This is a genomic window from Geomonas diazotrophica, assembly GCF_018919385.1.
In the GTDB taxonomy this organism is placed as follows: domain Bacteria; phylum Desulfobacterota; class Desulfuromonadia; order Geobacterales; family Geobacteraceae; genus Geomonas; species Geomonas diazotrophica.
This window is the reverse complement of sequence record NZ_JAHLMF010000015.1, coordinates 114,555-135,853: the sequence shown is the minus strand read 5'-3', so window position 1 is coordinate 135,853 and position 21,299 is coordinate 114,555. Positions and strand designations below refer to the sequence as shown.

General features: G+C 61.1%; 16 protein-coding genes and 5 tRNA genes. 1 reads left to right on the top strand and 20 read right to left on the bottom strand.

All coding sequences use genetic code 11. The features are described from left to right. Window positions 1–5: 5 nt before the first annotated feature. The 18 genes from rpsG to KOM00_RS16470 form a co-directional block, all read right to left on the bottom strand. Window positions 6–476: a 30S ribosomal protein S7 gene (rpsG, locus tag KOM00_RS16555; protein WP_129128342.1), complete on the bottom strand. Its 471-nt coding sequence runs from the start codon at window positions 474–476 to the stop codon at window positions 6–8. A 52-nt stretch (window positions 477–528) separates the two neighbouring features. Continuing rightward, complete coding sequence (rpsL, locus tag KOM00_RS16550) at window positions 529–900, bottom strand: 30S ribosomal protein S12 (RefSeq protein WP_015719175.1); 372 nt, start codon at window positions 898–900, stop codon at window positions 529–531. 158 nt (window positions 901–1,058) lie between these two features. Continuing rightward, window positions 1,059–5,204 (bottom strand): DNA-directed RNA polymerase subunit beta', encoded by a 4,146-nt coding sequence (rpoC, locus tag KOM00_RS16545; protein WP_216500034.1) that lies wholly within the window; start codon window positions 5,202–5,204, stop codon window positions 1,059–1,061. Between the two features lie 113 nt (window positions 5,205–5,317). Beyond that, window positions 5,318–9,433, bottom strand: a complete 4,116-nt coding sequence (rpoB, locus tag KOM00_RS16540) for a DNA-directed RNA polymerase subunit beta (protein WP_216500033.1) — start codon at window positions 9,431–9,433, stop codon at window positions 5,318–5,320. A 162-nt stretch (window positions 9,434–9,595) separates the two neighbouring features. Next, on the bottom strand, window positions 9,596–9,976 hold the full coding sequence (gene rplL, locus KOM00_RS16535; RefSeq protein WP_216500032.1) for a 50S ribosomal protein L7/L12: 381 nt from the start codon (window positions 9,974–9,976) through the stop codon (window positions 9,596–9,598). 60 nt (window positions 9,977–10,036) lie between these two features. Then, a complete protein-coding gene (gene rplJ, locus KOM00_RS16530) occupies window positions 10,037–10,558 on the bottom strand; it encodes a 50S ribosomal protein L10 (protein WP_183350951.1) in 522 nt (173 codons plus the stop codon). A gap of 238 nt (window positions 10,559–10,796) precedes the next feature. Continuing rightward, entirely contained in the window at window positions 10,797–11,498 is a 702-nt protein-coding gene (gene rplA / locus KOM00_RS16525; protein ID WP_216500031.1) for a 50S ribosomal protein L1, read from the bottom strand. A 22-nt stretch (window positions 11,499–11,520) separates the two neighbouring features. Next, complete coding sequence (gene rplK / locus KOM00_RS16520) at window positions 11,521–11,943, bottom strand: 50S ribosomal protein L11 (RefSeq protein WP_216500030.1); 423 nt, start codon at window positions 11,941–11,943, stop codon at window positions 11,521–11,523. A 63-nt stretch (window positions 11,944–12,006) separates the two neighbouring features. After that, complete coding sequence (nusG, locus tag KOM00_RS16515; protein ID WP_216500029.1) at window positions 12,007–12,534, bottom strand: transcription termination/antitermination protein NusG; 528 nt, start codon at window positions 12,532–12,534, stop codon at window positions 12,007–12,009. Between the two features lie 12 nt (window positions 12,535–12,546). Continuing rightward, window positions 12,547–12,732, bottom strand: a complete 186-nt coding sequence (secE, locus tag KOM00_RS16510) for a preprotein translocase subunit SecE (RefSeq protein WP_199390446.1) — start codon at window positions 12,730–12,732, stop codon at window positions 12,547–12,549. Between the two features lie 34 nt (window positions 12,733–12,766). Next, window positions 12,767–12,843, bottom strand: a tRNA-Trp gene (locus KOM00_RS16505). Between the two features lie 42 nt (window positions 12,844–12,885). Beyond that, the gene (gene rpmG / locus KOM00_RS16500) at window positions 12,886–13,038 is read right to left on the bottom strand and encodes a 50S ribosomal protein L33 (RefSeq protein ID WP_012529352.1); all 153 of its coding nucleotides are present in this window, start codon (window positions 13,036–13,038) and stop codon (window positions 12,886–12,888) included. 68 nt (window positions 13,039–13,106) lie between these two features. Continuing rightward, complete coding sequence (gene tuf / locus KOM00_RS16495) at window positions 13,107–14,297, bottom strand: elongation factor Tu (RefSeq protein WP_216500028.1); 1,191 nt, start codon at window positions 14,295–14,297, stop codon at window positions 13,107–13,109. A gap of 63 nt (window positions 14,298–14,360) precedes the next feature. Then, a tRNA-Thr gene (locus KOM00_RS16490) sits at window positions 14,361–14,436 on the bottom strand. 12 nt (window positions 14,437–14,448) lie between these two features. After that, window positions 14,449–14,525: transfer RNA gene (locus KOM00_RS16485), tRNA-Gly, on the bottom strand. Window positions 14,526–14,637: 112 nt separating this feature from the next. After that, window positions 14,638–14,722 (bottom strand) — tRNA-Tyr (locus KOM00_RS16480). A 31-nt stretch (window positions 14,723–14,753) separates the two neighbouring features. Then, window positions 14,754–14,829, bottom strand: a tRNA-Thr gene (locus KOM00_RS16475). 294 nt (window positions 14,830–15,123) lie between these two features. Next, the gene (locus tag KOM00_RS16470; RefSeq protein WP_216500027.1) at window positions 15,124–18,474 is read right to left on the bottom strand and encodes an FG-GAP-like repeat-containing protein; all 3,351 of its coding nucleotides are present in this window, start codon (window positions 18,472–18,474) and stop codon (window positions 15,124–15,126) included. A gap of 322 nt (window positions 18,475–18,796) precedes the next feature. Between KOM00_RS16470 and KOM00_RS16465 the strand changes: the two genes are divergently transcribed. Beyond that, a complete protein-coding gene (locus KOM00_RS16465; protein ID WP_216500026.1) occupies window positions 18,797–19,078 on the top strand; it encodes a DUF2917 domain-containing protein in 282 nt (93 codons plus the stop codon). A gap of 8 nt (window positions 19,079–19,086) precedes the next feature. Here KOM00_RS16465 and KOM00_RS16460 read toward each other — a convergent pair whose 3' ends face one another. After that, the gene (locus tag KOM00_RS16460; RefSeq protein WP_236027029.1) at window positions 19,087–19,374 is read right to left on the bottom strand and encodes a YciI-like protein; all 288 of its coding nucleotides are present in this window, start codon (window positions 19,372–19,374) and stop codon (window positions 19,087–19,089) included. Between the two features lie 14 nt (window positions 19,375–19,388). Beyond that, the gene (locus KOM00_RS16455) at window positions 19,389–21,197 is read right to left on the bottom strand and encodes a YgiQ family radical SAM protein (protein WP_216500024.1); all 1,809 of its coding nucleotides are present in this window, start codon (window positions 21,195–21,197) and stop codon (window positions 19,389–19,391) included. Window positions 21,198–21,299 lie beyond the last annotated feature (102 nt).

The following is a 21,299-nucleotide window of genomic DNA, read 5'->3' as shown; positions in this document are numbered from 1 at the left end:
GTGAACTACCAGCGGTAATGGGCGAAGGCGCGGTTCGCCTCGGCCATCTTGTGGGTGTCCTCACGCTTCTTGACCGCGGAACCACGGTTGTTGTAGGCATCGAGGATCTCGCCGGCGAGCTTGTCGGTGACGGTCTTCTCGCTGCGGGCGTTGGAGTACTTCACCAGCCAGCGCATGGCCAGAGACATGCGGCGCTCCGGACGGACTTCGACCGGAACCTGGTAGGTGGAGCCGCCGACCCTGCGGGACTTGACTTCCAGCATCGGCTTGATGTTGTCCAGGCACTTCTTGAGCACCTTCACCGGCTCGTCGCCGGCCTTGCCAGCCGCGATCTCGAGGGCACCGTAGAGAGCTTTCTCAGCGGTGGACTTCTTGCCGTCCAGCATGATTATATTGATCAGCTTGGCAACCACCCTGTCACCGTATTTCGGATCCGGGAGGATCACCCGCTTTGCTACTTCTCTTCTTCTTGGCATGTCTTAACCTCTCACTTAAAATCGGTTACTTGGGTCTTTTTGCACCGTACGGCTACTTGGGCCTCTTCGCACCGTACTTGGAACGGCTCTTCATGCGACCCTTGACGCCGACAGAGTCGAGCGTGCCACGGACGATGTGGTAACGAACACCCGGAAGGTCCTTTACCCTGCCGCCCCTGATCAGGACGACGGAGTGTTCCTGGAGGTTGTGACCAACACCCGGAATGTAGGAGGTCACCTCGACGCCGTTGGTAAGCCTGACCCTGGCGACTTTACGAAGCGCGGAGTTCGGTTTCTTCGGGGTTGTGGTGTAAACCCTGGTGCAAACGCCCCTCTTCTGCGGGCAGCTCCTGAGTGCCGGAGCAGTGGATTTTTCACCCTTTGACTCCCGACCGTGACGAATAAGCTGATTAATAGTTGGCATACATTCCTCTCACGCGTTTCTTCTCCACGCACAGACGTACCCCGCGCGCGGAAGCGACGAAAATAGCAATAACGTACGTGCTTGTCAAGTTTTATTTGATAAAAGTGAGACGCCGGCCAGTGAAGCGGGGAACCCGCTCTCACTGGCCGGATACTGGACTAGGCTTCTTCTTCGTAGATCTCTTCATCTTCCGGTTCAACTGGCTCCGGAATGATTACTGGCTCCTCAGCAACCATGCGCAGGTTGCGGTAAAGAGCCAATCCCGTACCCGCCGGGATCAGGCGGCCCATGATCACGTTTTCTTTCAGACCACGCAGACTGTCGACCTTACCTTCTATTGATGCCTGTGTCAAGACTTTTGTTGTTTCCTGGAAGGAAGCAGCAGAAATAAATGACTCAGTCGAGAGCGACGCCTTGGTTATGCCAAGGAGCAGGGACTCTGCAGTGGCAGGACGCCCGCCCTTATCCATCGCCTTCTCGTTCTCTTCCTCAAACACCCAACGCTCGATCTGATCGTCGATCAAGAGGTTGGTATCGCCCACGTCCTTCACCCTGACGCGGCGCAGCATCTGACGTACGATGGTCTCGATGTGCTTGTCGTTGATCTTGACGCCCTGGAGGCGGTAGACCTCCTGCACCTCGTCGACCAGGTACTTGGCCAGTTCCTTCTGGCCCAGTACGCGCAGGATGTCGTGCGGGTTGGAGGAGCCGTCCATGAGCGCCTCGCCGGCGCGGACATGGTCCCCTTCGTGGACGCTGATGTGCTTCCCTTTGGGGATGAGGTATTCCTTCGGCTCGCCCACTTCCGGGGTGACGATGACTTTACGCTTGCCCTTGGCGTCCTTGCCGAAGGCGACCACGCCGTCGATCTCGGTGATGACCGCGAAGTCTTTCGGCTTTCTGGCCTCGAAGAGCTCGGCGACGCGCGGCAGACCGCCGGTGATGTCCTTGGTCTTGGTGGTTTCGCGCGGGATCTTGGCGATCACGTCACCCGCGGCGACCACGGTGTCTTCCATCGCGTTGATGTTGGAGCCCACCGGCAGGTAGTAGCGCGCCATGCTCTCGCCGATCTTGGCGGTCTTGCCGGACTCGTCCTTGATGGTGATGCGCGGACGCTTGTCGGCGTCGCGGGTCTCGATGATGACCTTCCTGGAGAGACCGGTGACTTCGTCGACCTGCTCCTCCATGGTGACGCCCTCGATCACGTCCCCGAACTTGATGCGGCCGGAGATCTCGGTGAGGATCGGCATGGTGTACGGGTCCCACTCGGCCAGCGACTGCCCCTGGGTGACCTTCTCTTCCGGGCTCACCTTGATCTTGGCGCCGTAGACGATGCCGTATTTCTCGCGCTCGCGCCCGGTCTCGTCCACGATGGCCAGCTCACCGTTACGGTTCATAACGATGTGGTGACCTTCCGAGTTGGTTACGTAGTGCAGGTTGATGAACTTGGCGTAGCCCTCGTTCCTCGACTCCAGAGAGGTCTGCTCGGCGCGACGGGATGCGGTACCACCGATGTGGAAGGTACGCATGGTCAGCTGGGTGCCCGGCTCGCCGATGGACTGGGCGGCGATGACGCCGACCGCCTCGCCGCGGTTCACCAGGTGGCCGCGTGCCAGGTCGCGGCCGTAGCACTTGGCGCAGATGCCGCGGCGGCTCTCGCAGGTGAGCACCGAGCGGATCTTGACCTTCTCGAGACCGGCGGCCTCGATTCTCGCCACCAGGGTCTCGTCGATCTCCTGGTTGGCCGCCACCAGCACGTCGCCGGTGACCGGGTCGAGGATGTCGTCCAGGGCCACGCGGCCGAGGATACGGTCGCCGATGTGCTCGATGACCTCGCCACCCTCGGTGAGGGAGGAGACGGTCAGGCCGTCGATGGTGCCGCAATCCTCCTCGGTGATGATGGCGTCCTGGGCGACGTCGACCAGACGGCGGGTGAGGTAACCGGAGTTCGCCGTCTTGAGCGCGGTATCGGCCAGACCTTTACGGGCACCGTGCGTGGAGATGAAGTACTGCAGCACGGTGAGGCCTTCGCGGAAGTTCGCGGTGATCGGGGTCTCGATGATCTCGCCGGACGGCTTGGCCATGAGTCCCCTCATCCCGGCCAGCTGGCGGATCTGCTGGGCACTACCCCTCGCGCCGGAGTCGGCCATCATGTGGATCGCGTTGAAGGACGGTACCTTGACTTCCTTCCCATCCGGGTCGGTGATGGTGTCGCGGGAGAGGTTGTCCAGCATCTCTTTCGCGATGTCCTCGGTCGATTTGGCCCAGATGTCGATGACCTTGTTGTAACGCTCGCCGTCGGTGATGAGACCCTCGGTGTACTGGTTCTGGATCTCCTGCACCTCTTCGGTGGCGCGGTTGATGATGGCCGGTTTCCCTTCCGGGATGACCATGTCGTTGATGGAGATGGAGATACCCGCTTTCGCCGCGTAGCGGAAGCCGATCGACTTCAGCTTGTCGGCGAGGATGACGGTCTCCTTGTTGCCGGCCAGACGGTAGCAGGTGTCGACCAGGTTGGAGAGCTCCTTCTTGGTCATCACCTTGTTGATGGCCGAGAACGGCACCGCGTCCGGCAGGATCTCGCGCAGCAGCACGCGGCCGACGGTGGTTTCCACCAGGGCCGGCTTCTCGTCGGCCGGGAGGTTCTTCATCCTGACCTTGACGCGGGCCTGAAGGTGCACCTCGGACGCATCCCAGGCGATGGACACCTCTTCCGGGGAGGCGAAGATCTTGCCGTCGCCCTGGGCGAAATGCTTCTCGCGGGTCATGTAGTAGATGCCGAGGACCATGTCCTGGGACGGCACGATGATCGGCTTGCCGTGCGCCGGCGACAGGATGTTGTTGGTGGACATCATGAGCACGCGGGTTTCCACCTGGCTCTCGACGGAGAGGGGGAGGTGGACCGCCATCTGGTCACCGTCGAAGTCCGCGTTGAAGGCGGTGCAGACCAGCGGGTGAAGCTGGATCGCTTTCCCCTCGATGAGCACCGGCTCGAAAGCCTGGATGCCCAAGCGGTGCAGGGTCGGGGCGCGGTTCAGCATGACCGGGTGCTCCTTGATGACCTCCTCGAGCACGTCCCAGACCTCCGGCTTCTCCTTCTCCACCATCTTCTTCGCGCTCTTGATGGTGGTGACGAAGCCGCGCTCCTCGAGCTTGTTGTAGATGAACGGCTTGAAGAGCTCGAGAGCCATCTTCTTGGGCAGGCCGCACTGGTGCAGGCGGAGTTCCGGGCCGACGACGATAACGGAACGGCCGGAGTAGTCGACACGCTTACCGAGCAGGTTCTGACGGAAGCGGCCCGACTTGCCCTTGAGCATGTCGGAGAGCGACTTGAGCGGACGCTTGTTGGGACCGGCGATGGCGCGGCCGCGACGGCCGTTGTCGAACAACGCGTCGACCGCCTCCTGCAGCATGCGCTTCTCGTTCCTGATGATGACCTCGGGGGCCTGCAGTTCCATCAGGCGCTTCAACCGGTTGTTGCGGTTGATGACGCGGCGGTACAGGTCGTTCAGGTCGCTTGTAGCGAAGCGGCCGCCGTCCAGGGGGACCAGCGGGCGCAGTTCCGGCGGCAGCACCGGGATGCACTCGAGGATCATCCACTCCGGCTTGTTGCCCGAGTTCTTGAATGCCTCGATGACCTTGAGACGCTTGGCGGTCTTCTTGCGCTTGGCCTCGGAGGTTGCCTCCTGCATCTCGATGCGGAGCTGCTCGGAGAGCTGGTCCAGGTCCATCGAGGTGAGGCAGGTGCGGATTGCTGCCGCGCCCATGCCGGCCTCGAAGCCGTAGTTGTACTCCTCGAGGGCCTTCTGGTACTGGTCCTCGGAGAGCACGGTGCCGAACGGCATGCCGGTTTCCTTCGGGTCGGTCACCACGTAGGCCTCGAAGTAAAGCACCTTCTCGAGGTCCTTCAGGGTGATGTCCATCAGGTTGCCGATGCGGGACGGCAGGGACTTCAGGAACCAGATGTGCGCCACCGGGGTGGCCAGGTCGATGTGCCCCAGGCGCTCGCGGCGCACCTTGGACGGGATGACCTCGACGCCGCACTTCTCGCAGACGATGCCCCTGTGCTTCATGCGCTTGTACTTGCCGCAGTTGCACTCGTAGTCCTTGGTCGGTCCGAAGATCTTGGCGCAGAACAGGCCATCGCGCTCCGGTTTGAAAGTGCGGTAGTTGATGGTTTCCGGCTTCTTCACTTCCCCGAAGGAGCGCTCGCGGATCTTGTCCGGCGAGGAGATCGAGATCTTGATGGACGAGAAGTGAAGCGGATCTTTCGGCTTATCGAAAAAATTGAAAATATCTTCCAAAGTATTTTCCTCCTTAGCGGTAGGAGTTACGTTATCGGTTTCAAGCAGCTTGTCGGACGTCGGACATCGGACCAGCCCGACTAGTCAGACTAGTCGGACCGGCCTGACAGCTACTAGTCCTCGTCGCTCTCCAGGAGCTCCACGTCGAGACCAAGGGACTGCAGTTCCTTGATGAGGACGTTGAACGACTCCGGCAGGCCCGGCTCAAGGGTGTGCTTCCCTTTGACGATGGCCTCGTACATCCTGGTGCGGCCGGCCACGTCGTCGGACTTGACGGTGAGGAACTCCTGCAGCGCATAGGCGGCGCCGTAGGCTTCCATGGCCCAGACCTCCATCTCCCCGAGTCGCTGACCACCGAACTGCGCCTTGCCCCCCAGCGGCTGCTGGGTGACCAGGGAGTAGGGACCGATGCTCCTTGCGTGGATCTTGTCGTCGACCAGGTGGTGCAGCTTCAGCACGTACATGATGCCGACGGTGACCTTGTGCATGAACTTGTCGCCGCTCTTGCCGTCGTACAGGGTGACCTGGCCGGTGGTCTCGAACCCGGCGTGCTTCATCATCTCCTGGATCGACTCCTCGCTCGCCCCCTCGAAGACCGGGGAAGCCATCGGGACGCCGCGCTTTAAGCGCTTGGCCACGTTGATGAGCTCCTCCCCCTCGAGCTTGTCGATGAAGCGGTGCATTTCCGGATCGTGGTACACGCCCTTCAGGAAACGCTTCACCTCGTCGTGCGGGGTGTTCTTCTCGAGGAACTCCTCGATCTTCCACCCCAGGCCGCGAGCGGCCCACCCCAGGTGCGTCTCCAGGATCTGTCCCACGTTCATACGGGACGGAACGCCCAGCGGGTTTAAGACGATCTCGACCGGACGACCGTCTTCCATGTACGGCATGTCCTCCTCGGGGAGGATCCTCGAGACGACACCCTTGTTGCCGTGACGGCCGGCCATCTTGTCGCCCACCTGCAGCTTGCGCTTGATGGCGATGTAGACCTTGACCATCTTGATCACGCCCGGCGGCAGGTCGTCGCCACGGCGCAGCTTCTGCACCTTGTCGTCGAAGACGTACTTGATGATGTCGATCTGCTGGTTCAAGGTGGCCAGGGTCTGCGCCACTTTCTCGTCGATGGTGTCGTCGTCGGCGATGGAGATCTCGTCCCAACGGTCCATGGAGAAGGACTTCAGCATCTCCTCGGTGATGGCTGCCCCTTTCGGGATCAGCACCTTGCCGTCGGTGCCCTCGATCTTCACGGCGGCGGTCTTGCCCACCAGCAGCTTCTTCAGCTTGCCGATGGCCGAATCACGGATGATCCGGATCTCGTCCTGCTCGTCCTTCCTGAGACGCTGCTCCTCGGCCTTCTCGATGATCTCGGTACGGGCGTCCTTGTCGGCACCCTTCCGGGAGAAGATCTTGGCGCCGATGACGGTGCCCTCGACCCCCGGCGGAACCCTGAGCGAGGTGTCGCGCACGTCGCCCGCCTTCTCGCCGAAGATGGCGCGCAGCAGTTTCTCTTCAGGGGAGAGCTGTGTCTCGCCTTTCGGGGTGATCTTGCCGACCAGGATGTCGCCCGGGCGGACCTCGGCGCCGATCCTGATGATGCCGGACTCGTCCAGGTCCTTCAGGGTCTCTTCGCCCAGGTTCGGGATGTCGGAGGTGATCTCCTCCTTGCCGAGCTTGGTGTCGCGGGCGACGGCCTCGAACTCCTCGATGTGGATCGAGGTGTAGCGGTCGTCCTTGACCAGGCGCTCCGAGATGAGGATGGAGTCCTCGTAGTTGTAGCCGCCCCACGGCATGAAGGCGACCAGGACGTTCTGGCCCAGGGCCAGCTCGCCCATGTCGGTCGAAGGACCGTCGGCGATGATGTCGCCGGCCTTCACGTGATCGCCCACCTTCACCACCGGCCTCTGGTTGATGCAGGTGTTCTGGTTGGAACGGGCGAACTTGATCAGGTTGTAGATGTCGACACCGGTGCCGGTGGCATCGTACTGGTCCTCGTCGATCTTGACGACGATCCTGGAGGCGTCGACGCTTTCCACGACGCCGTTGTGGCGGGCGACCGAGGAAACCCCCGAATCGCGGGCCACGACGCGCTCCATGCCGGTACCGACCAGCGGGGAGTCGGCGCGCAGGAGAGGCACCGCCTGGCGCTGCATGTTGGAACCCATGAGTGCGCGGTTCGCGTCGTCGTTCTCGAGGAACGGGATCAGCGAGGCCGCGACCGAGACCAACTGCATCGGGGCGACGTCCATGAGCTCCAGCTCGTCGCGGCCGACCAGCACGAACTCGCCGGACTTCCTGGCGGAGATGTAATCGGCCATGAAGCGGCCGGTCTCATCCATTTCGGCGTTGGCCTGTGCGATGGCGTGCCCTTCCTCCTCGAGCGCGGAGAAGAAGCGGACCTCGTCGGTCACCTTCCCTTCCTTGACAACGCGGTACGGCGTCTCGACGAAACCGTGCTCGTTGATGCGCGCGTAGGTGGAGAGCGACGCGATCAGACCGATGTTCGGCCCCTCCGGGGTCTCGATCGGGCAGACGCGGCCGTAGTGGGTCGGGTGTACGTCGCGGACCTCGAAGCCCGCGCGCTCGCGGGTAAGACCGCCCGGTCCGAGAGCCGAGAGACGACGCTTGTGCGTGACCTCGGAGAGCGGGTTGGTCTGGTCCATGAACTGGGAGAGCTGCGAGGAACCGAAGAACTCCTTCACGACGGCGGAAACCGGCTTGGAGTTGATCAGGTCGTGCGGCATCAGGTTCTCGACTTCCTGCAGGCTCATGCGCTCCTTGATGGCGCGCTCCATCCTGACCAGGCCGATGCGGTACTGGTTCTCGAGGAGTTCACCCACGGCGCGCACGCGGCGGTTGCCCAGGTGGTCGATGTCGTCGATGTTCCCCTTGCCGTTTTTCAGCTCGATCAGGTAGCGCACCACCTCGAGGATGTCCTCGCGGGTGAGCGTCATGCAGTCAAGCGGCACGTCCACGCCGAGCTTGTAGTTGAGCTTCAGGCGGCCGACGGCGGAGAGGTCGTAGCGCTCCGCGTTGAAGAACAGGTTCTCGAAGAGAACCAGCGCGCTCTTCAGGGTCGGCGGATCGCCCGGACGCAGGCGGCGGTAGATCTCGATCAGCGCCTCGTCGGTGGAGCCGATCTTGTCGATCAGGATGGTGTCGCGGAAGCTGGAGGTGACGTGCAGGTTGTCGATGAAGAGCACCTGGAAGGAGGTGATCCCCTTCTGGACCATCTCCTCGAGCTTCGCCTGGGTGATCTCCTCGTTGCACTCGACCAGGATCTCGCCGGTGGCCGGATCGTAGATGTCGTGGGAAGCGACCTTGCCGACCACTTCCTCCTCGGCAATCGGGATCTCCTTGATGCCGTGCTCGGCCATCTTGCGGAGGGCCGCCTTGGTGAACTTGCGGTTCGCCTTGAGGATGACCTCCTGGGTGCCCGGGTCCACGATGTCGGCGGTGGCCTTCTGGTTGGAGAGGAGTTCCGCGTCCACGAGCTTCGTCATGGCGCCGTTTTCACCGACCCTCACTTCCTCGGACTTGTAGAAGTAGTTGATCAGCGCGTCGTTGGAGTAGCCAAGGGCCTTCAGCAGGACGGTGGCCGGCATCTTGCGACGCCTGTCTATGCGAACATAAAGGATGTCTTTATGGTCAAATTCAAAGTCAAGCCACGAGCCGCGGTACGGGATCACGCGGGCCGAGTAGAGCACTTTGCCACTGGAGTGGGTCTTGCCCTTGTCGTGGTCGTAGAACACGCCCGGCGAGCGGTGCAGCTGGCTCACGATGACGCGCTCGGTGCCGTTTATGATAAAGGTCCCGTTGTCGGTCATCAGCGGGATTTCGCCGAAATAAACCTCCTGCTCCTTGATGTCGCGGATCGATCTGGTACCGGGGTCCTTCGCCACATCCCACACTACCAGCCGTACCTTCACCTTCATCGGCGCGGCAAAGGTCATCCCCCTCTGGTGGCACTCCTCGACGTCGTACTTCGGCGCGCCCAGCGAATACGAAACGTACTCAAGCGAAGCGGTATCGCTGAAGTCCCTGATCGGGAACACGCTCCTGAACACGGCTTCCAGGCCGGAATTCTTGCGTGCGTCTACGGGAGTGTCGAGCTGGAGGAATCTCTTGTAGGAATTTTTCTGGATGTCGATGAGGTTCGGTATGTCGATGATCTTGTGGATCTTGGCGAAGTTCTTGCGCAACAGGGGGTTATTCGCGATTGAATAAGCCATATCTTCTCCTTGTGGTGAACGCCTTGGAAGACCTCCACCCCCTTGAATTTCCTGCTGTTCTGGTCGGACGTGGCTGCGGGGTGAAGCGGCCTCAAACTAAAATAGAACAGCCAAGGCCGCAAAAAGCGACCTTGGCTTTGGTAAAGATCGGTGCAGAACAGCTTACTTAACTTCCACTTCTGCGCCTGCCTCGACCAGCTGCTTCTGTGCGTCGGCAGCTTCTTCTTTGGAGATGCCAGTCTTGACCGGCTGCGGAGCGCCGTCGACCAGGTCCTTGGCTTCTTTGAGGCCCAGGGAGGTCAGGCCGCGAACGACCTTGATGACAGCGATCTTGTTAGCGCCAGCAGCTTTCAGGATGACGTCGAACTCGGTCTTCTCTTCAGCAGCTTCAGCCGGGCCAGCAGCCGGGCCAGCAGCAGCCACAGCAACCGGAGCTGCTGCGGAAACGCCGAACTTCTCTTCGAGCTCTTTCACGAGGCCGGCAAGTTCGAGGACGGACATGTTTTCGATGAAGCTGATTACTTCTTCTTTGGTGATAGCCATTTCTTATTCCTCCAGAGAATATTGTTAGATGTTTAAAGCGAAAATTGTCGGTGACTGCGACTAGGCAGCCTTCTGGATCCTGATCTGTTCCAGCGCGCGTACGAAACCGCCCGGGACAGCCGCGAGAACACGTACGAAGTTGCTTGCCGGTGCCTGCATGCTGCCCAGCATCTTAGCGATAAGCACTTCGCGGCTCGGCAGGTCTGCCAGAGCCTGGATCTCAGCCACGTTGATGGTCTTGCCGGTGAGTACGCCAGCTTTCAAGGTAAACGGGTTGGTGTTTTCCTTGTTGAAGCGGGACAGCACCTTGGCCGCTGCGACGGGATCATCGTAGCAAAGGGCGATGGCGGTGGGGCCTGCGTAGTACTGCGACAGACCTTCCTTGTCGGTCCCCTTGGAAGCGATCTCGAGCAGGGTGTTCTTGACGACCTTGTACTCCGCGTTGGCTTTCCTGAGTTCATTTCTGAGCTCGGTGGCCTGGCCGACGTTCATCCCGCGAAAATCCGCGAGGAATACCGCCTGCGCCCTCTGGAGCTTGTCGTGCATCTCGGCAACAAGTTCTTGTTTGTTTTCCTTATTCAAGCGCCTTCCTCCTTTCTTTTGGTATACGGGTACGGAACCCCGCCAAAGTCAGGAAGTTGCGGAACATGCATTTTCGCGCAACATCTGCAAGTCTCGGTTGGCCGCCCGGAGGCATTTAAACCTGAGGAGCAGATTAAGACTAGGATTAAGACTAAGGAAACCTCAATCTTTATCTCAATCTTTATCTGTTTCTAGGCACCCACTGTCTTTGACTTTGGCTTTACAGCGGTACTGCTCTTTATTTCAAGATCGCGCTGATGTCAGCGAGATCGATGGTGACGCCCGGGCCCATGGTGGAGGACACGGCAACCTTCTTCATGTAGGTGCCCTTTGCTGCAGCCGGCTTCGCCTTCTGGAGGGCTTCCACCAGGGCGACCACGTTCTGCCTGAGGGTCTCGGCGCTGAAGGAGACCTTGCCGACCGGCGCATGCACGATGCCAGCCTTCTCGACGCGGAACTCGACCTTACCGGACTTGGACTCCTTGATGGCGCGAGCCAGGTCGAAGGTGACGGTGCCGACTTTCGGGTTCGGCATCAGGCCGCGGGGACCGAGGAGCTTACCGATCTTGCCCACGACACCCATCATGTCCGGGGTAGCGATGGCGGTGTCGAACTCGAACCACCCTTCCTGGATCTTGGCGACCAGGTCGTCGGCACCGACGTAATCGGCACCGGCCTCGCGGGCCTCCTTCTCCTTCTCGCCCTTGGCGAAAACCAGGACGCGCACGTCCTTGCCGAGGCCATTGGGGAGCACGACAGCGCCGCGCACCATCTGGTCGGCGTGACGCGGGTCGACGCCCAGCTTCACCACCAAGTCGACGGTCTCGTCGAACTTCGCATAAGCCGAGCTCTTCACGAGCTCAAGGCCGTCGGTCAGGGGATAGGTTTTGGTCCTGTCGACCTTGGCGCGAGCCTCTTTAAGCTTCTTTGACATAGACATTTCTGATAACCCTCTCTTTAACTTAAGCTATTTCAACGCCCATGCTGCGCGCGGTACCTTCGATGGTCTTCATGGCAGCCTCAAGGCTCGCGGCATTGAGGTCGGGCATCTTCTTAGTTGCGATCTCGCGCACCTGCTCCTTGGTCAGCTTGCCAACCTTGGTCTTGTTGGGGGTAGCGGAACCGCTCTGCAGACCGAGAGCCTTCTTGATGAGGATCGGAGCCGGCGGAGTCTTGGTGATGAAGGTGAAGGACCTGTCGGCGTAGACAGTGATCACGACCGGGGTGATGGTCCCTTCGTCTGCCTGGGTCTTCGCGTTGAAGGCCTTGCAGAACTCCATGATGTTGACGCCGTGCTGACCGAGTGCGGGACCGATCGGAGGAGACGGGTTTGCCTTCCCTGCGGGTACCTGCAGCTTTATGTAACCGGTGATCTTTTTCGCCATTTTCCTACTCCTTTTTCATTCCTTCGAACTGCCTGAAGCTTCTATCGGTAACAGAAGGTCGCCCTACTGCTTTTCTACCTGCATGAACTCGAGCTCGACCGGGGTGGCGCGCCCGAAGATGCTTACCATGACCTTGAGTTTCCCCTTGTCCGGCTTGACGTCCTCGACCACGCCCGAGAAGTTGAGGAAGGGACCGTCGATGACCCTGACCGTCTCGCCCACTTCGAAGAGGACCTTGGGACGGGGCTTCTCGGCCCCCTCTTCCATCCTCTTGGTGATCTTGTTGACCTCGTCGTCCGGAATCGGGAAGGGGTTGTTTCCACCGACGAACCCTGTCACCTTCGCGGTCTCCTTGACCACGTGCCAGGTGTCGTCGTTAAGTTCCATGTTCACCAGGATGTATCCGGGGAAGAACTTCCTGGAAGAAGTCTTCTTCTCCCCCTTCTTAAGTTCGACGACGGTTTCGCACGGGATCAGGATCTCGCCGAAGAACTCCTCCATGCCGAGATTCTTGATGCGCTCTGCAAGCGAGAGCCGCACCTTGTTCTCGAAGCCGGAGTAGGTATGTACGCCGTACCATTTGTGTGCCATTTGATGAGTCCTCTAGCGGAGTATCGACTTGATGAGCTTAGTAAGGACCACGTCGCAGACGCCAAGGTAAAGTGAGATGATCACGATGATGACGACAACCACCTGAGCAGTAGAGAAAGTCTCTTTACGGGTCGGCCAAGTCACCTTGGCGAGCTCCGCCTGTACATCCTCAAAAAAAGTCTTGGCTTTCGCGAGCACTTGTCACTCCTCACTTCGTGAAGATAAAAAAAAATGGCAGGCCAGGAGGGATTCGAACCCCCAACACCCGGTTTTGGAGACCGGTGCTCTAGCCGTTAGAGCTACTGGCCTGCGGCGAGGGTCCCCGGAGAGATCCGGGAACCCCAAATCAAACTATTTGGTTTCCTTGTGCAGCGTGTGCTTCTGGCAGAAGCGGCAGTACTTGTTGAACTCCAGCTTCTGAGGCGTATTCTTCTTGTTCTTCGTGGTGGTATAGTTACGCTGTTTGCACTCGGTGCAGCCAAGGGTGATGATGTCTCTAGGCATTTTCTTTCGTCCTTTTCAAACTATTTTCGCGTCCCGATCCTTCCGGAACTCAAAGAACCCGTCAGGTCCTACTCGATGATGGAGGCTACGACGCCTGCACCGACGGTACGGCCGCCTTCGCGGATTGCGAAGCGCAGACCTTCGTCCATTGCGATCGGGGTGATCAGGTTGACGGTCACGGAGACGTTGTCGCCCGGCATAACCATCTCCACGCCGGCCTCGAGGTCAACCACGCCGGTAACGTCGGTGGTCCTGAAGTAGAACTGCGGACGGTAGCCGTTGAAGAACGGGGTGTGACGGCCGCCCTCTTCCTTGGACAGGATGTAGGCTTCTGCCTTGAACTTGGTGTGCGGGGTGATGGAGCCCGGCTTGGCAAGAACCTGGCCGCGCTCGATCTCTTCACGCTTCACACCGCGCAGCAGGGCGCCAATGTTGTCGCCTGCACGACCCTCGTCGAGGAGCTTACGGAACATCTCGACGCCGGTGACGGTGGTCTTGGTGGTGGCCTTGATGCCGACGATCTCGACCTCCTCGCCGACCTTGACGATGCCGCGCTCAACACGACCGGTGGCGACGGTGCCGCGACCGGAGATGGAGAACACGTCCTCGACCGGCATGAGGAACGGCTTGTCGATGGCGCGCTGCGGCTCCGGGATGTAGGCGTCGACGGCGTCCATCAGCTTCATGATGGCCTGCTCGCCCAGCTCGCCTTTGTCACCCTCGAGACCCTTCAGAGCGGAACCCTTGATGATCGGGATATCGTCGCCCGGGAAGTCGTAGGAGGAGAGGAGTTCGCGAACTTCCAGCTCGACCAGTTCGAGGAGTTCCTCGTCGTCCACCATGTCGGCCTTGTTCAGGAACACGACGATGTAGGGAACGCCGACCTGACGTGCGAGCAGGATGTGCTCGCGGGTCTGCGGCATCGGGCCGTCAGCTGCGGAAACAACCAGGATCGCGCCGTCCATCTGCGCAGCACCGGTGATCATGTTCTTGACGTAGTCGGCGTGGCCCGGGCAGTCGACGTGTGCGTAGTGACGCTTGTCGGTCTCGTACTCGACGTGTGCGGTGGCGATGGTGATGCCGCGCTCACGCTCTTCCGGAGCGTTGTCGATCTGGTCGAAGGCCTTGAACTCGGCCTGGCCTTTGCCGGCGAGCACCTTGGTGATAGCTGCGGTCAGGGTGGTCTTGCCGTGGTCGACGTGACCGATGGTCCCTATGTTTACATGCGGTTTAGTTCTTTCGAATTTAGCTTTAGCCATGAGGAATCCTCCCTGATGTATCTACTACAGCTTTTATGTGAATGTTTTTTTCTAGAAGGGGAGTGGAGCCCACAACCGGATTCGAACCGGTGACCTCTTCCTTACCAAGGAAGTGCTCTACCTACTGAGCTATGTGGGCATATTCTGTTTTTGGAGCGGGAAACGGGACTCGAACCCGCGACCCTCAGCTTGGAAGGCTGATGCTCTAGCCAACTGAGCTATTCCCGCCAATTCCCTGCTCTGAAGTTTTTTGACTCGAATCGTTCTCGACCCAACCAGTACCAGCGACCCGCTAAGGTCTCCTGGATTGAGCAGACGCTCATCTCATCTGCAGTTTGTATGGTGGAGGGAGGAGGATTCGAACCTCCGAAGTCGATGACGACAGATTTACAGTCTGTTCCCTTTGGCCGCTCGGGAATCCCTCCAGACAGAAGTGAGGCTATTAAGTTTTCAATCTGGAGCTGACGATGGGACTCGAACCCGCAACCTGCTGATTACAAGTCAGCTGCTCTACCAATTGAGCTACGCCAGCTGATTCGCCACCATCCGCTACCTTTCCGCGTCCGCGCCTTGCGTTGCGAAGCGAATCCCTGTTCTAAAGCAAAAGGGTCTCAGTGTCAACATCTTTTTTCCGGGCATGTGAAATATTTTCCACCACACGCCGTATACGTCTCGCGCCCTGGGAGATGCCTGCACCGGGGACGAAAACAAAGCGATACTATATCCATTGTTTAGACAAGCGCAAGCCTGAAAGCGCCCCACGCCCCCCGCAGCTGCAAAAATTTCCCGACTGTGCAGTTGCGGGGAGCACAACAGCCCCCGGGTGTTACTTGAACTGGTAGAGGCTCAGGTTGGAGCCGAGGTAGATCTCCTTCTTGCCGTCCCCGTCGCAGTCCTTGACGCCCATGTGGTTGTACCACCCCAGGTTGGCGGAGAGGTCGCCGCTTTTCCATTTGAGCCCCCCCGCCCCGTCGAGCACGGTCAGCACGCCGCCACTGGCCACCAGCCACTCGAGGCTCCCGTCCCCTGCCAGATCCGCAACCTGGAGGGCATCCACTGGCGCAGTACTGGTGGTGTTGACGGTCCTCTCAAGCTGAAGCGTGGCGCCGGAGAAGACATCGACCTTGCCGTCGTTGCGACCGACCAGCAGTTCCTTGGTCCCGTTGCCATCAACATCGGCCACCTCCAAGGCGCGGGCCGGGTGCTGGATCAGCAATTTCAGATCATGACTCACGCCGTCGTACACCATGAGCCTGCTGGTGCCCGAGCAGGAGGCGATGATCTCCTTCACGCCGTCGCCGTTCAGGTCGGCGAGCTTCACGTCGTAGATGCCGGACCAGGACGCCCCGGTATCCACGCTGCGCCACTTCTCCGCCAAGGTCGCGCCATCCAGCACCAGGAGGTAGCTCCCCGTGGCGCCGGTATGCTCGATGCCCTGTCCGGCCACGATCTCGACCTTGCCGTCCCCGTCGACGTCGCCGATGGCAAGCGCGGTGAAGAAGTTGCCGTTGTACCCTGCGCTTTGCTTCTTCAAAAGGTGCGTGGCGCCGTTGTAGACCCTGATGACGCCGTCGTAGATGTTGCCGGTAGCGACCACGAATTCGGTTTTGCCGTCGCCGTCGACATCGCCGATCTTCACCGAGCGCACCCCCATCCAGTCGGTGATCCCGAGCTTCTGACGGAACTCCAGGGCATGGCTGCGGGCGTTGAAGATGTGGATGACCCCTTCGGCGTAACCGCTTTCGCTCTCGAAGGAGACCATGACGATCTCGTCCTCGCCGTCGTCGTCCACGTCACCCACCGCCACGGCGCTCAGCGGACCGTCGATATGCACGCTCTGCCACTTCAACGTGCCGGTGAGCGGATCCGCCACGTAGAGGTAATCGGCACCGGTGCTGCTGCCTCCGGCCCCCCAGAGCAATTCCTTCTTGCCGTCCCGATCCAGGTCCGAAAGCGCGAGCCCGGAGACGCCGTGCTGCGGGTTGGCGACCGCCCACCTCTCGGTCCTGGTCCGTGCATCGACGGCGTGCACCTCGCCCCACTGCCCGTCGCCGTAGACGATCTCGGGGATCCCGTCGCCGTCCGCGTCCGCGACCAGCAGGGCTGCGATGTCGAGCGAGGTGGCGATTTCCCAGACCGGGGTGCTGCGATCGGCGTCGAAGACGGTGATCTTGTACCAGCTGGAGGCACCGACGATCTCCAGCATGCCGTCACCGTCCAGGTCGCCCAGCGCCACCTTCGAACCGAAGCCGTTCAGGTACTCCCAGCTGATGGCCTTGGTCACGCCGTCGATCACGTACCCCTTGCCGCCGTAGGTGGTGGTGACGATCTCGAGAGCGGCGTCGGCATCGACGTTGCCCACGGCAAGAGAGGTCCCGCCGCCGGTGGCGAGGCTCCACTTGAGCGCGCCGCTTTGGGCGGCGTAGACGTAGAGCTTGGTGCCGTCGCTGGTGATGATCTCCTTGGTGCCGTCCCCTGCCAGGTCGGCCACGGCCACGGCGCACAGCCCGTTGGCGGTAGTGATGGTACGGACCAGCTGAGGAGTCGCCCCCGCGCTGTAAACCTCGATGGTGCCGTTGGCGAGGGCCACGACGATGTCGTCCTTGCCGTCGCCGGTCAGGTCTGCGAGGAAGAGCTTCACGACCGTCGAGCCGTACCCCTTGCTGCGCCAAAGCTGCTGATAGTCCCCCGAGGAGGTCCTTTGCAGTACGTACCACAAGCTGTTGGCCCCGAAGCCGCCGGCGGAAGCGCTGCTCACTATCTCCGGGGTGCCGTCGCCATCGAGGTCGACGCTGATAAGGCCGGCCTGGCCGATGCTGGTCCCCATGAGGCCGTACTGCCAGTTAAGTTGCAGCAGGTTCGGATCGGACGGCTGCGGCTGCGTTACCGTGACGGTCACCGTGTCGTAGGAGCTCGCGTAGTTACCGTCCGAAACGGTGAGGCGCAGGACGTAGCTCCCCGGCACCACCGGGGTAAAGGACGCGGTCGCGGTGTTGGTTCCCGAGAGCTGGGGGTAGCCCCCCTGCGGGTAGGAGTCCACGTTCCAGTAATAGGTGAGCTGGTCATTGTTCGGATCGAAGCTGGCGCTGCCATCGAGGGTGACCGTCGCCCCCTGCGTGACACTCTGGTCGACGCCCGCATCGGCAATCGGAGGCATGTTGACGTCCGGTGCGCTGTCCACCGCGTGCCTGGCCTGCCAGTCCACCACCTGGTCGTTGTCGAGATCCACGAGCACGGAATAGTTCTGGGACTCGAACTGCATGCCGACCCAGGCACTCTGTCCGCCGGAACACTTCACGCTTCCGGCGGCAGGCCAGTTTTTGCCGTAGTAGATGACGAGACTGGTCGGCGTGCTCAGGTCGACGTAGCCGATCTCGGGGTCGTAGTAACGCCCGGTCAGTGTCTGGGTGAGGTAATCGGCACCGTAGGTGTCGGCGAGTCGGTAATCCTTAAACCAGTAAGTCTTCCCGCTGTCCACCAGGACCATATTGACGGTGAGGGAATCGCCGGAGGTGGCCGGGGTGTACCCCCAGGAGAGGGAACCGATCAGCGTGTAAACGTCCCCGCCTATGGACATGGAAAGCTCTTTGAAGGAGAGGGTTAGCCTGGTGAACCCCTGGTAATTCTCGTCGAAGGTGCCGAGAATGTCGGTCTTGCCGTTGAGGGTAAGCCCTCCAGAGGCATAGCCGTTGTAGGTGACGGTCCCGGCGAAGGTCCGGTCGGACTGGTTAACGTCGATGCTGTAGGTGGCGTACCCGCCATCGCCCCCGGTGAGCTGAAAGGTCTCGACCTTCGCAACCCCCTTGCCCCCCTTCGCCCCCCTTGCCTCGACCAGCTTCCGGGCGGCACGCGGGATCTGCATGCGCCGGAGGGAGGCGTTGACCACCTTCGCGGTCTGCCGTACCGGGATCTCGCGGCGCGTGGCGGCGGCCTTGCCGGCGGCGGCTTTCTGCATGACGACGGCCGTCCCGAGGGTCCCCCCCGCGTAGGCACTGGTCGCAAGTCCTTCCGCGTTGGCGACGCTCAATGCCGCCGCGGTCTTCACACCGGTATAGTAGGGGGCGGGATCTACGATGCTGACACCTTTGCTCCCCCCCCCACCGCCGCAGGCGGCCAGAGAGAGTATCGTGACGAGAACAAGGAGCAAGGAGAGGACGGATCTGGCAACAGGGGGCATAGCGGAATCTCCAACCGGTCTTTATTATTGGGCAAAAGCCCATCTGCGCGAGCGCAGACGCACCTTACCAAGTTCTAATTGTAAATGCAAACCCATTTGACCTTTTTTACCGCCCGGCCCGACCGGATGAACGCAAAACCGACCGACAACGATCCGCCTCGCCGCGCGACAAGACGCGAGACGGATACAGTTGCCTGTGTTTCCGGCGGTTACAGTGCCAGCTCCCCGCGACTGTCATGGGTACAAAACAGTTTTCCTGTGTCTGTACTCATGGCGCGGGCACGGTTATAGTGGACTCACTTACGAGAAAAGGGAGGACGCGATGGAGTGTTCGCTAGGTAAAGGGGAACTTTTGAGCCTGACGGGTGGGGCGCACGGTCTCACGTTGCGCTGTCTCATCGGAACTATCTGGCTCACCAAGGGAGACGGCAGGGATTACCTCGTGCGACAGGGGAACAGCTTCGAACTCAGCAAGGGGGAATCGGCCCTGGCGGAAGCCCTCGAAGCGGCGGAACTACAGGTGAGGGCGGCGGGCGTGACGCGCGGCAGCAGGTCCACGTTCGCCGCACAGCCGGCGGGACCTTTCCTGCCGCGACTTCTCTAGGAGAAAAGCTAGGGGTGGACCGGTGCGTGGGCCTGCGGGCCAACGACGGTGTGCCAGCCACGTACCGTCCACTTCTGCACCAATCCGTTCAAAACGTAAGGATCCGCCTTGGCGAAGGATGCAGGCACGTCGGGACTATCGGCCTTGAACAGCAGCACGGCACCGTCCGCCGGGTCGGTCAGCGCCCCGCCCAGGACCAACTCGCCACGCTCAGCCGACTCCCAGGCCAGCGCCAGGTGCTCCGCACGATACCCACCCCTCCGCTCCAGGTAATCCGGGGCGACCTCATACAGCAACAGGTAATGCATTCCTACCTCCTTTTGTTCTGCCCGAACAATTCAGCCGCGGCATCCTCGCGGCCACACTCCTTCAGCGCCGCCAGGCAATTCTTTCTTTCCTCCGGCACGTGATATAGAAGCAGCGACTTCTGGAGTCCCTTTTCCCGGTCGGTATGCGCGACGTAAACCTTTTCCCCGGTGAATGGATCGACCCCCGTGTGGTAGATGCACGTCGACAAGGTCCCGGGCGTGGGGGTGAAGTCCTGCACCTGCTCCACCCGCATGCCCCAGCGCTTCAGCATCAGGGCGAGGTCGACCATGTCCGAAAGGGTACAGCCGGGGTGTCCGGAGATGAAGTAGGGGACGATGTACTGCCTTTTCCCGGCCTTGGCGCTCTCCTTCTCGAAGGAGTCCCTGAAACGCTCGAAGCAGTCGTGCCCGGGCTTGCGCATCACCGAGGTGACCCGGTCGGCGAGGTGCTCCGGCGCCACCTTCAAAAGGCCGCTCACGTGCTGCGAGACCAGTTCGCGCAGGTAGCGGGGTTGGCGCTCCATCAGGTCGTAGCGCACACCGGAGGACACGGCGACGTGCTTCACCCCGGAGACGCGGCGGGCCTTGGCGAGAAGCCTGGAACTGCCGGTATCGTCGGTAACGAGGTTTTTGCAGATCCTGGGGAACAGGCAGCTCTCGCGGCGGCAGTTGGCACCGGCAACTGGATCGCCACAGGAAAGCCCGAACATGTTGGCGGTCGGACCGCCGAGGTCGCTCACGCTGCCTCGGAACCAGGGGAGTGCGGCCAGCTGCTCCAGCTCCTGCAGCACGCTCCGCTCGCTCCTGGACTGGATCGTTTTCCCCTGGTGATGGGTGATGGCGCAGAAGGCGCAGCCGCCGAAGCAGCCGCGATGGGTGGTGATGGAGTTGCGGATCTGTTCGTAAGCCGGGATGGTCTCCTTGTAGCCTGGGTGCGGCGCCTTCACAAACGGCAGCGCGTAGATGGCGTCCAGCGCCTCCTGGGACAAGGGCCAGGCGGGAGGATTGCAGACCAAATACCTTTGCGCGTGGCGCTGGATCACGGTCTTGGCGCAGCCGGGATTCTGCTCCGCCGACAGGAGGCGGAACGACAGCCCGTAGGCCCCCTTGTCCGCGCTGACCGTTTCGTAGCTTGGCAGCTCGACCAGCTCCGAAGCAGGCTCGGGGGGGGCCGAGGCGGGATACGCCGTGCCGCGGATGTCCCGGATCGACGCAAAGGGCTCCCCTTTTTGCAGCCGCTGCACCAGTTCCAAGAGCGGGCTCTCCCCCATCCCGTAGACGAGCAGGTCGGCCTTGGCATCGAAGAGTGCCGAGCGGCGCACCTTGTCTTCCCAGAAGTCGTAGTGGGCGAAGCGCCTGAGGCTCGCCTCGATGCCGCCGATCACCACCGGCACGTCGCGATAGGCCTCCTTGAGGCGGGAGGTGTAGATGATGGTGGCGCGGTTGGGGCGCGCCCCGTGTCGGTTGCCGGGGGTGTAGGCGTCGTCGCGGCGCAGTTTCCTGGCCGGCGTGTAGTGCGCCACCATGGAATCCATGGCCCCGGCTGCTACCGCGAAGAACAGGCGCGGGCGCCCGAGCGCCATGAAGGGCTCCTTGCTGCGCCAGTCAGGCTGGGGGATGATGCCGACCCGGAGCCCCTTCGATTCCAGCAGCCGCGCGAGAAGCGGCACGCCGAAAGAGGGATGGTCCACGTAGGCGTCGCCGGAGACGAAGATGACGTCGAGTTCGTTCCAGCCGCGGGCCTTGGCTTCTGAAAGGGTGATGGGGAGGAACCGGGAAGGAGAAGACTGCTTGAGGCGTGCTTGTTTCATATAAACCTTAAAACATGAGCCACGGAGAACTTCTGAGAAAATCCGAGAGAGGCGAAAGCCAGGAGGGAAAACAGACTCCTGTTTTTGGTTTTACTCGGATGT

Coding starts and splice junctions, on each gene's coding strand:
- rpsG (WP_129128342.1), bottom strand. CDS start 476: ATGCCAAGAAGAAGAGAAGTAGCAAAGCGGGTGATCCTCCCGGATCCG.
- rpsL (WP_015719175.1), bottom strand. CDS start 900: ATGCCAACTATTAATCAGCTTATTCGTCACGGTCGGGAGTCAAAGGGT.
- rpoB (WP_216500033.1), bottom strand. CDS start 9,433: ATGGCTTATTCAATCGCGAATAACCCCCTGTTGCGCAAGAACTTCGCC.
- rplL (WP_216500032.1), bottom strand. CDS start 9,976: ATGGCTATCACCAAAGAAGAAGTAATCAGCTTCATCGAAAACATGTCC.
- rplA (WP_216500031.1), bottom strand. CDS start 11,498: ATGTCTATGTCAAAGAAGCTTAAAGAGGCTCGCGCCAAGGTCGACAGG.
- rplK (WP_216500030.1), bottom strand. CDS start 11,943: ATGGCGAAAAAGATCACCGGTTACATAAAGCTGCAGGTACCCGCAGGG.
- nusG (WP_216500029.1), bottom strand. CDS start 12,534: ATGGCACACAAATGGTACGGCGTACATACCTACTCCGGCTTCGAGAAC.
- rpmG (WP_012529352.1), bottom strand. CDS start 13,038: ATGCCTAGAGACATCATCACCCTTGGCTGCACCGAGTGCAAACAGCGT.
- tuf (WP_216500028.1), bottom strand. CDS start 14,297: ATGGCTAAAGCTAAATTCGAAAGAACTAAACCGCATGTAAACATAGGG.
- KOM00_RS16470 (WP_216500027.1), bottom strand. CDS start 18,474: ATGCCCCCTGTTGCCAGATCCGTCCTCTCCTTGCTCCTTGTTCTCGTC.
- KOM00_RS16465 (WP_216500026.1), top strand. CDS start 18,797: ATGGAGTGTTCGCTAGGTAAAGGGGAACTTTTGAGCCTGACGGGTGGG.
- KOM00_RS16455 (WP_216500024.1), bottom strand. CDS start 21,197: ATGAAACAAGCACGCCTCAAGCAGTCTTCTCCTTCCCGGTTCCTCCCC.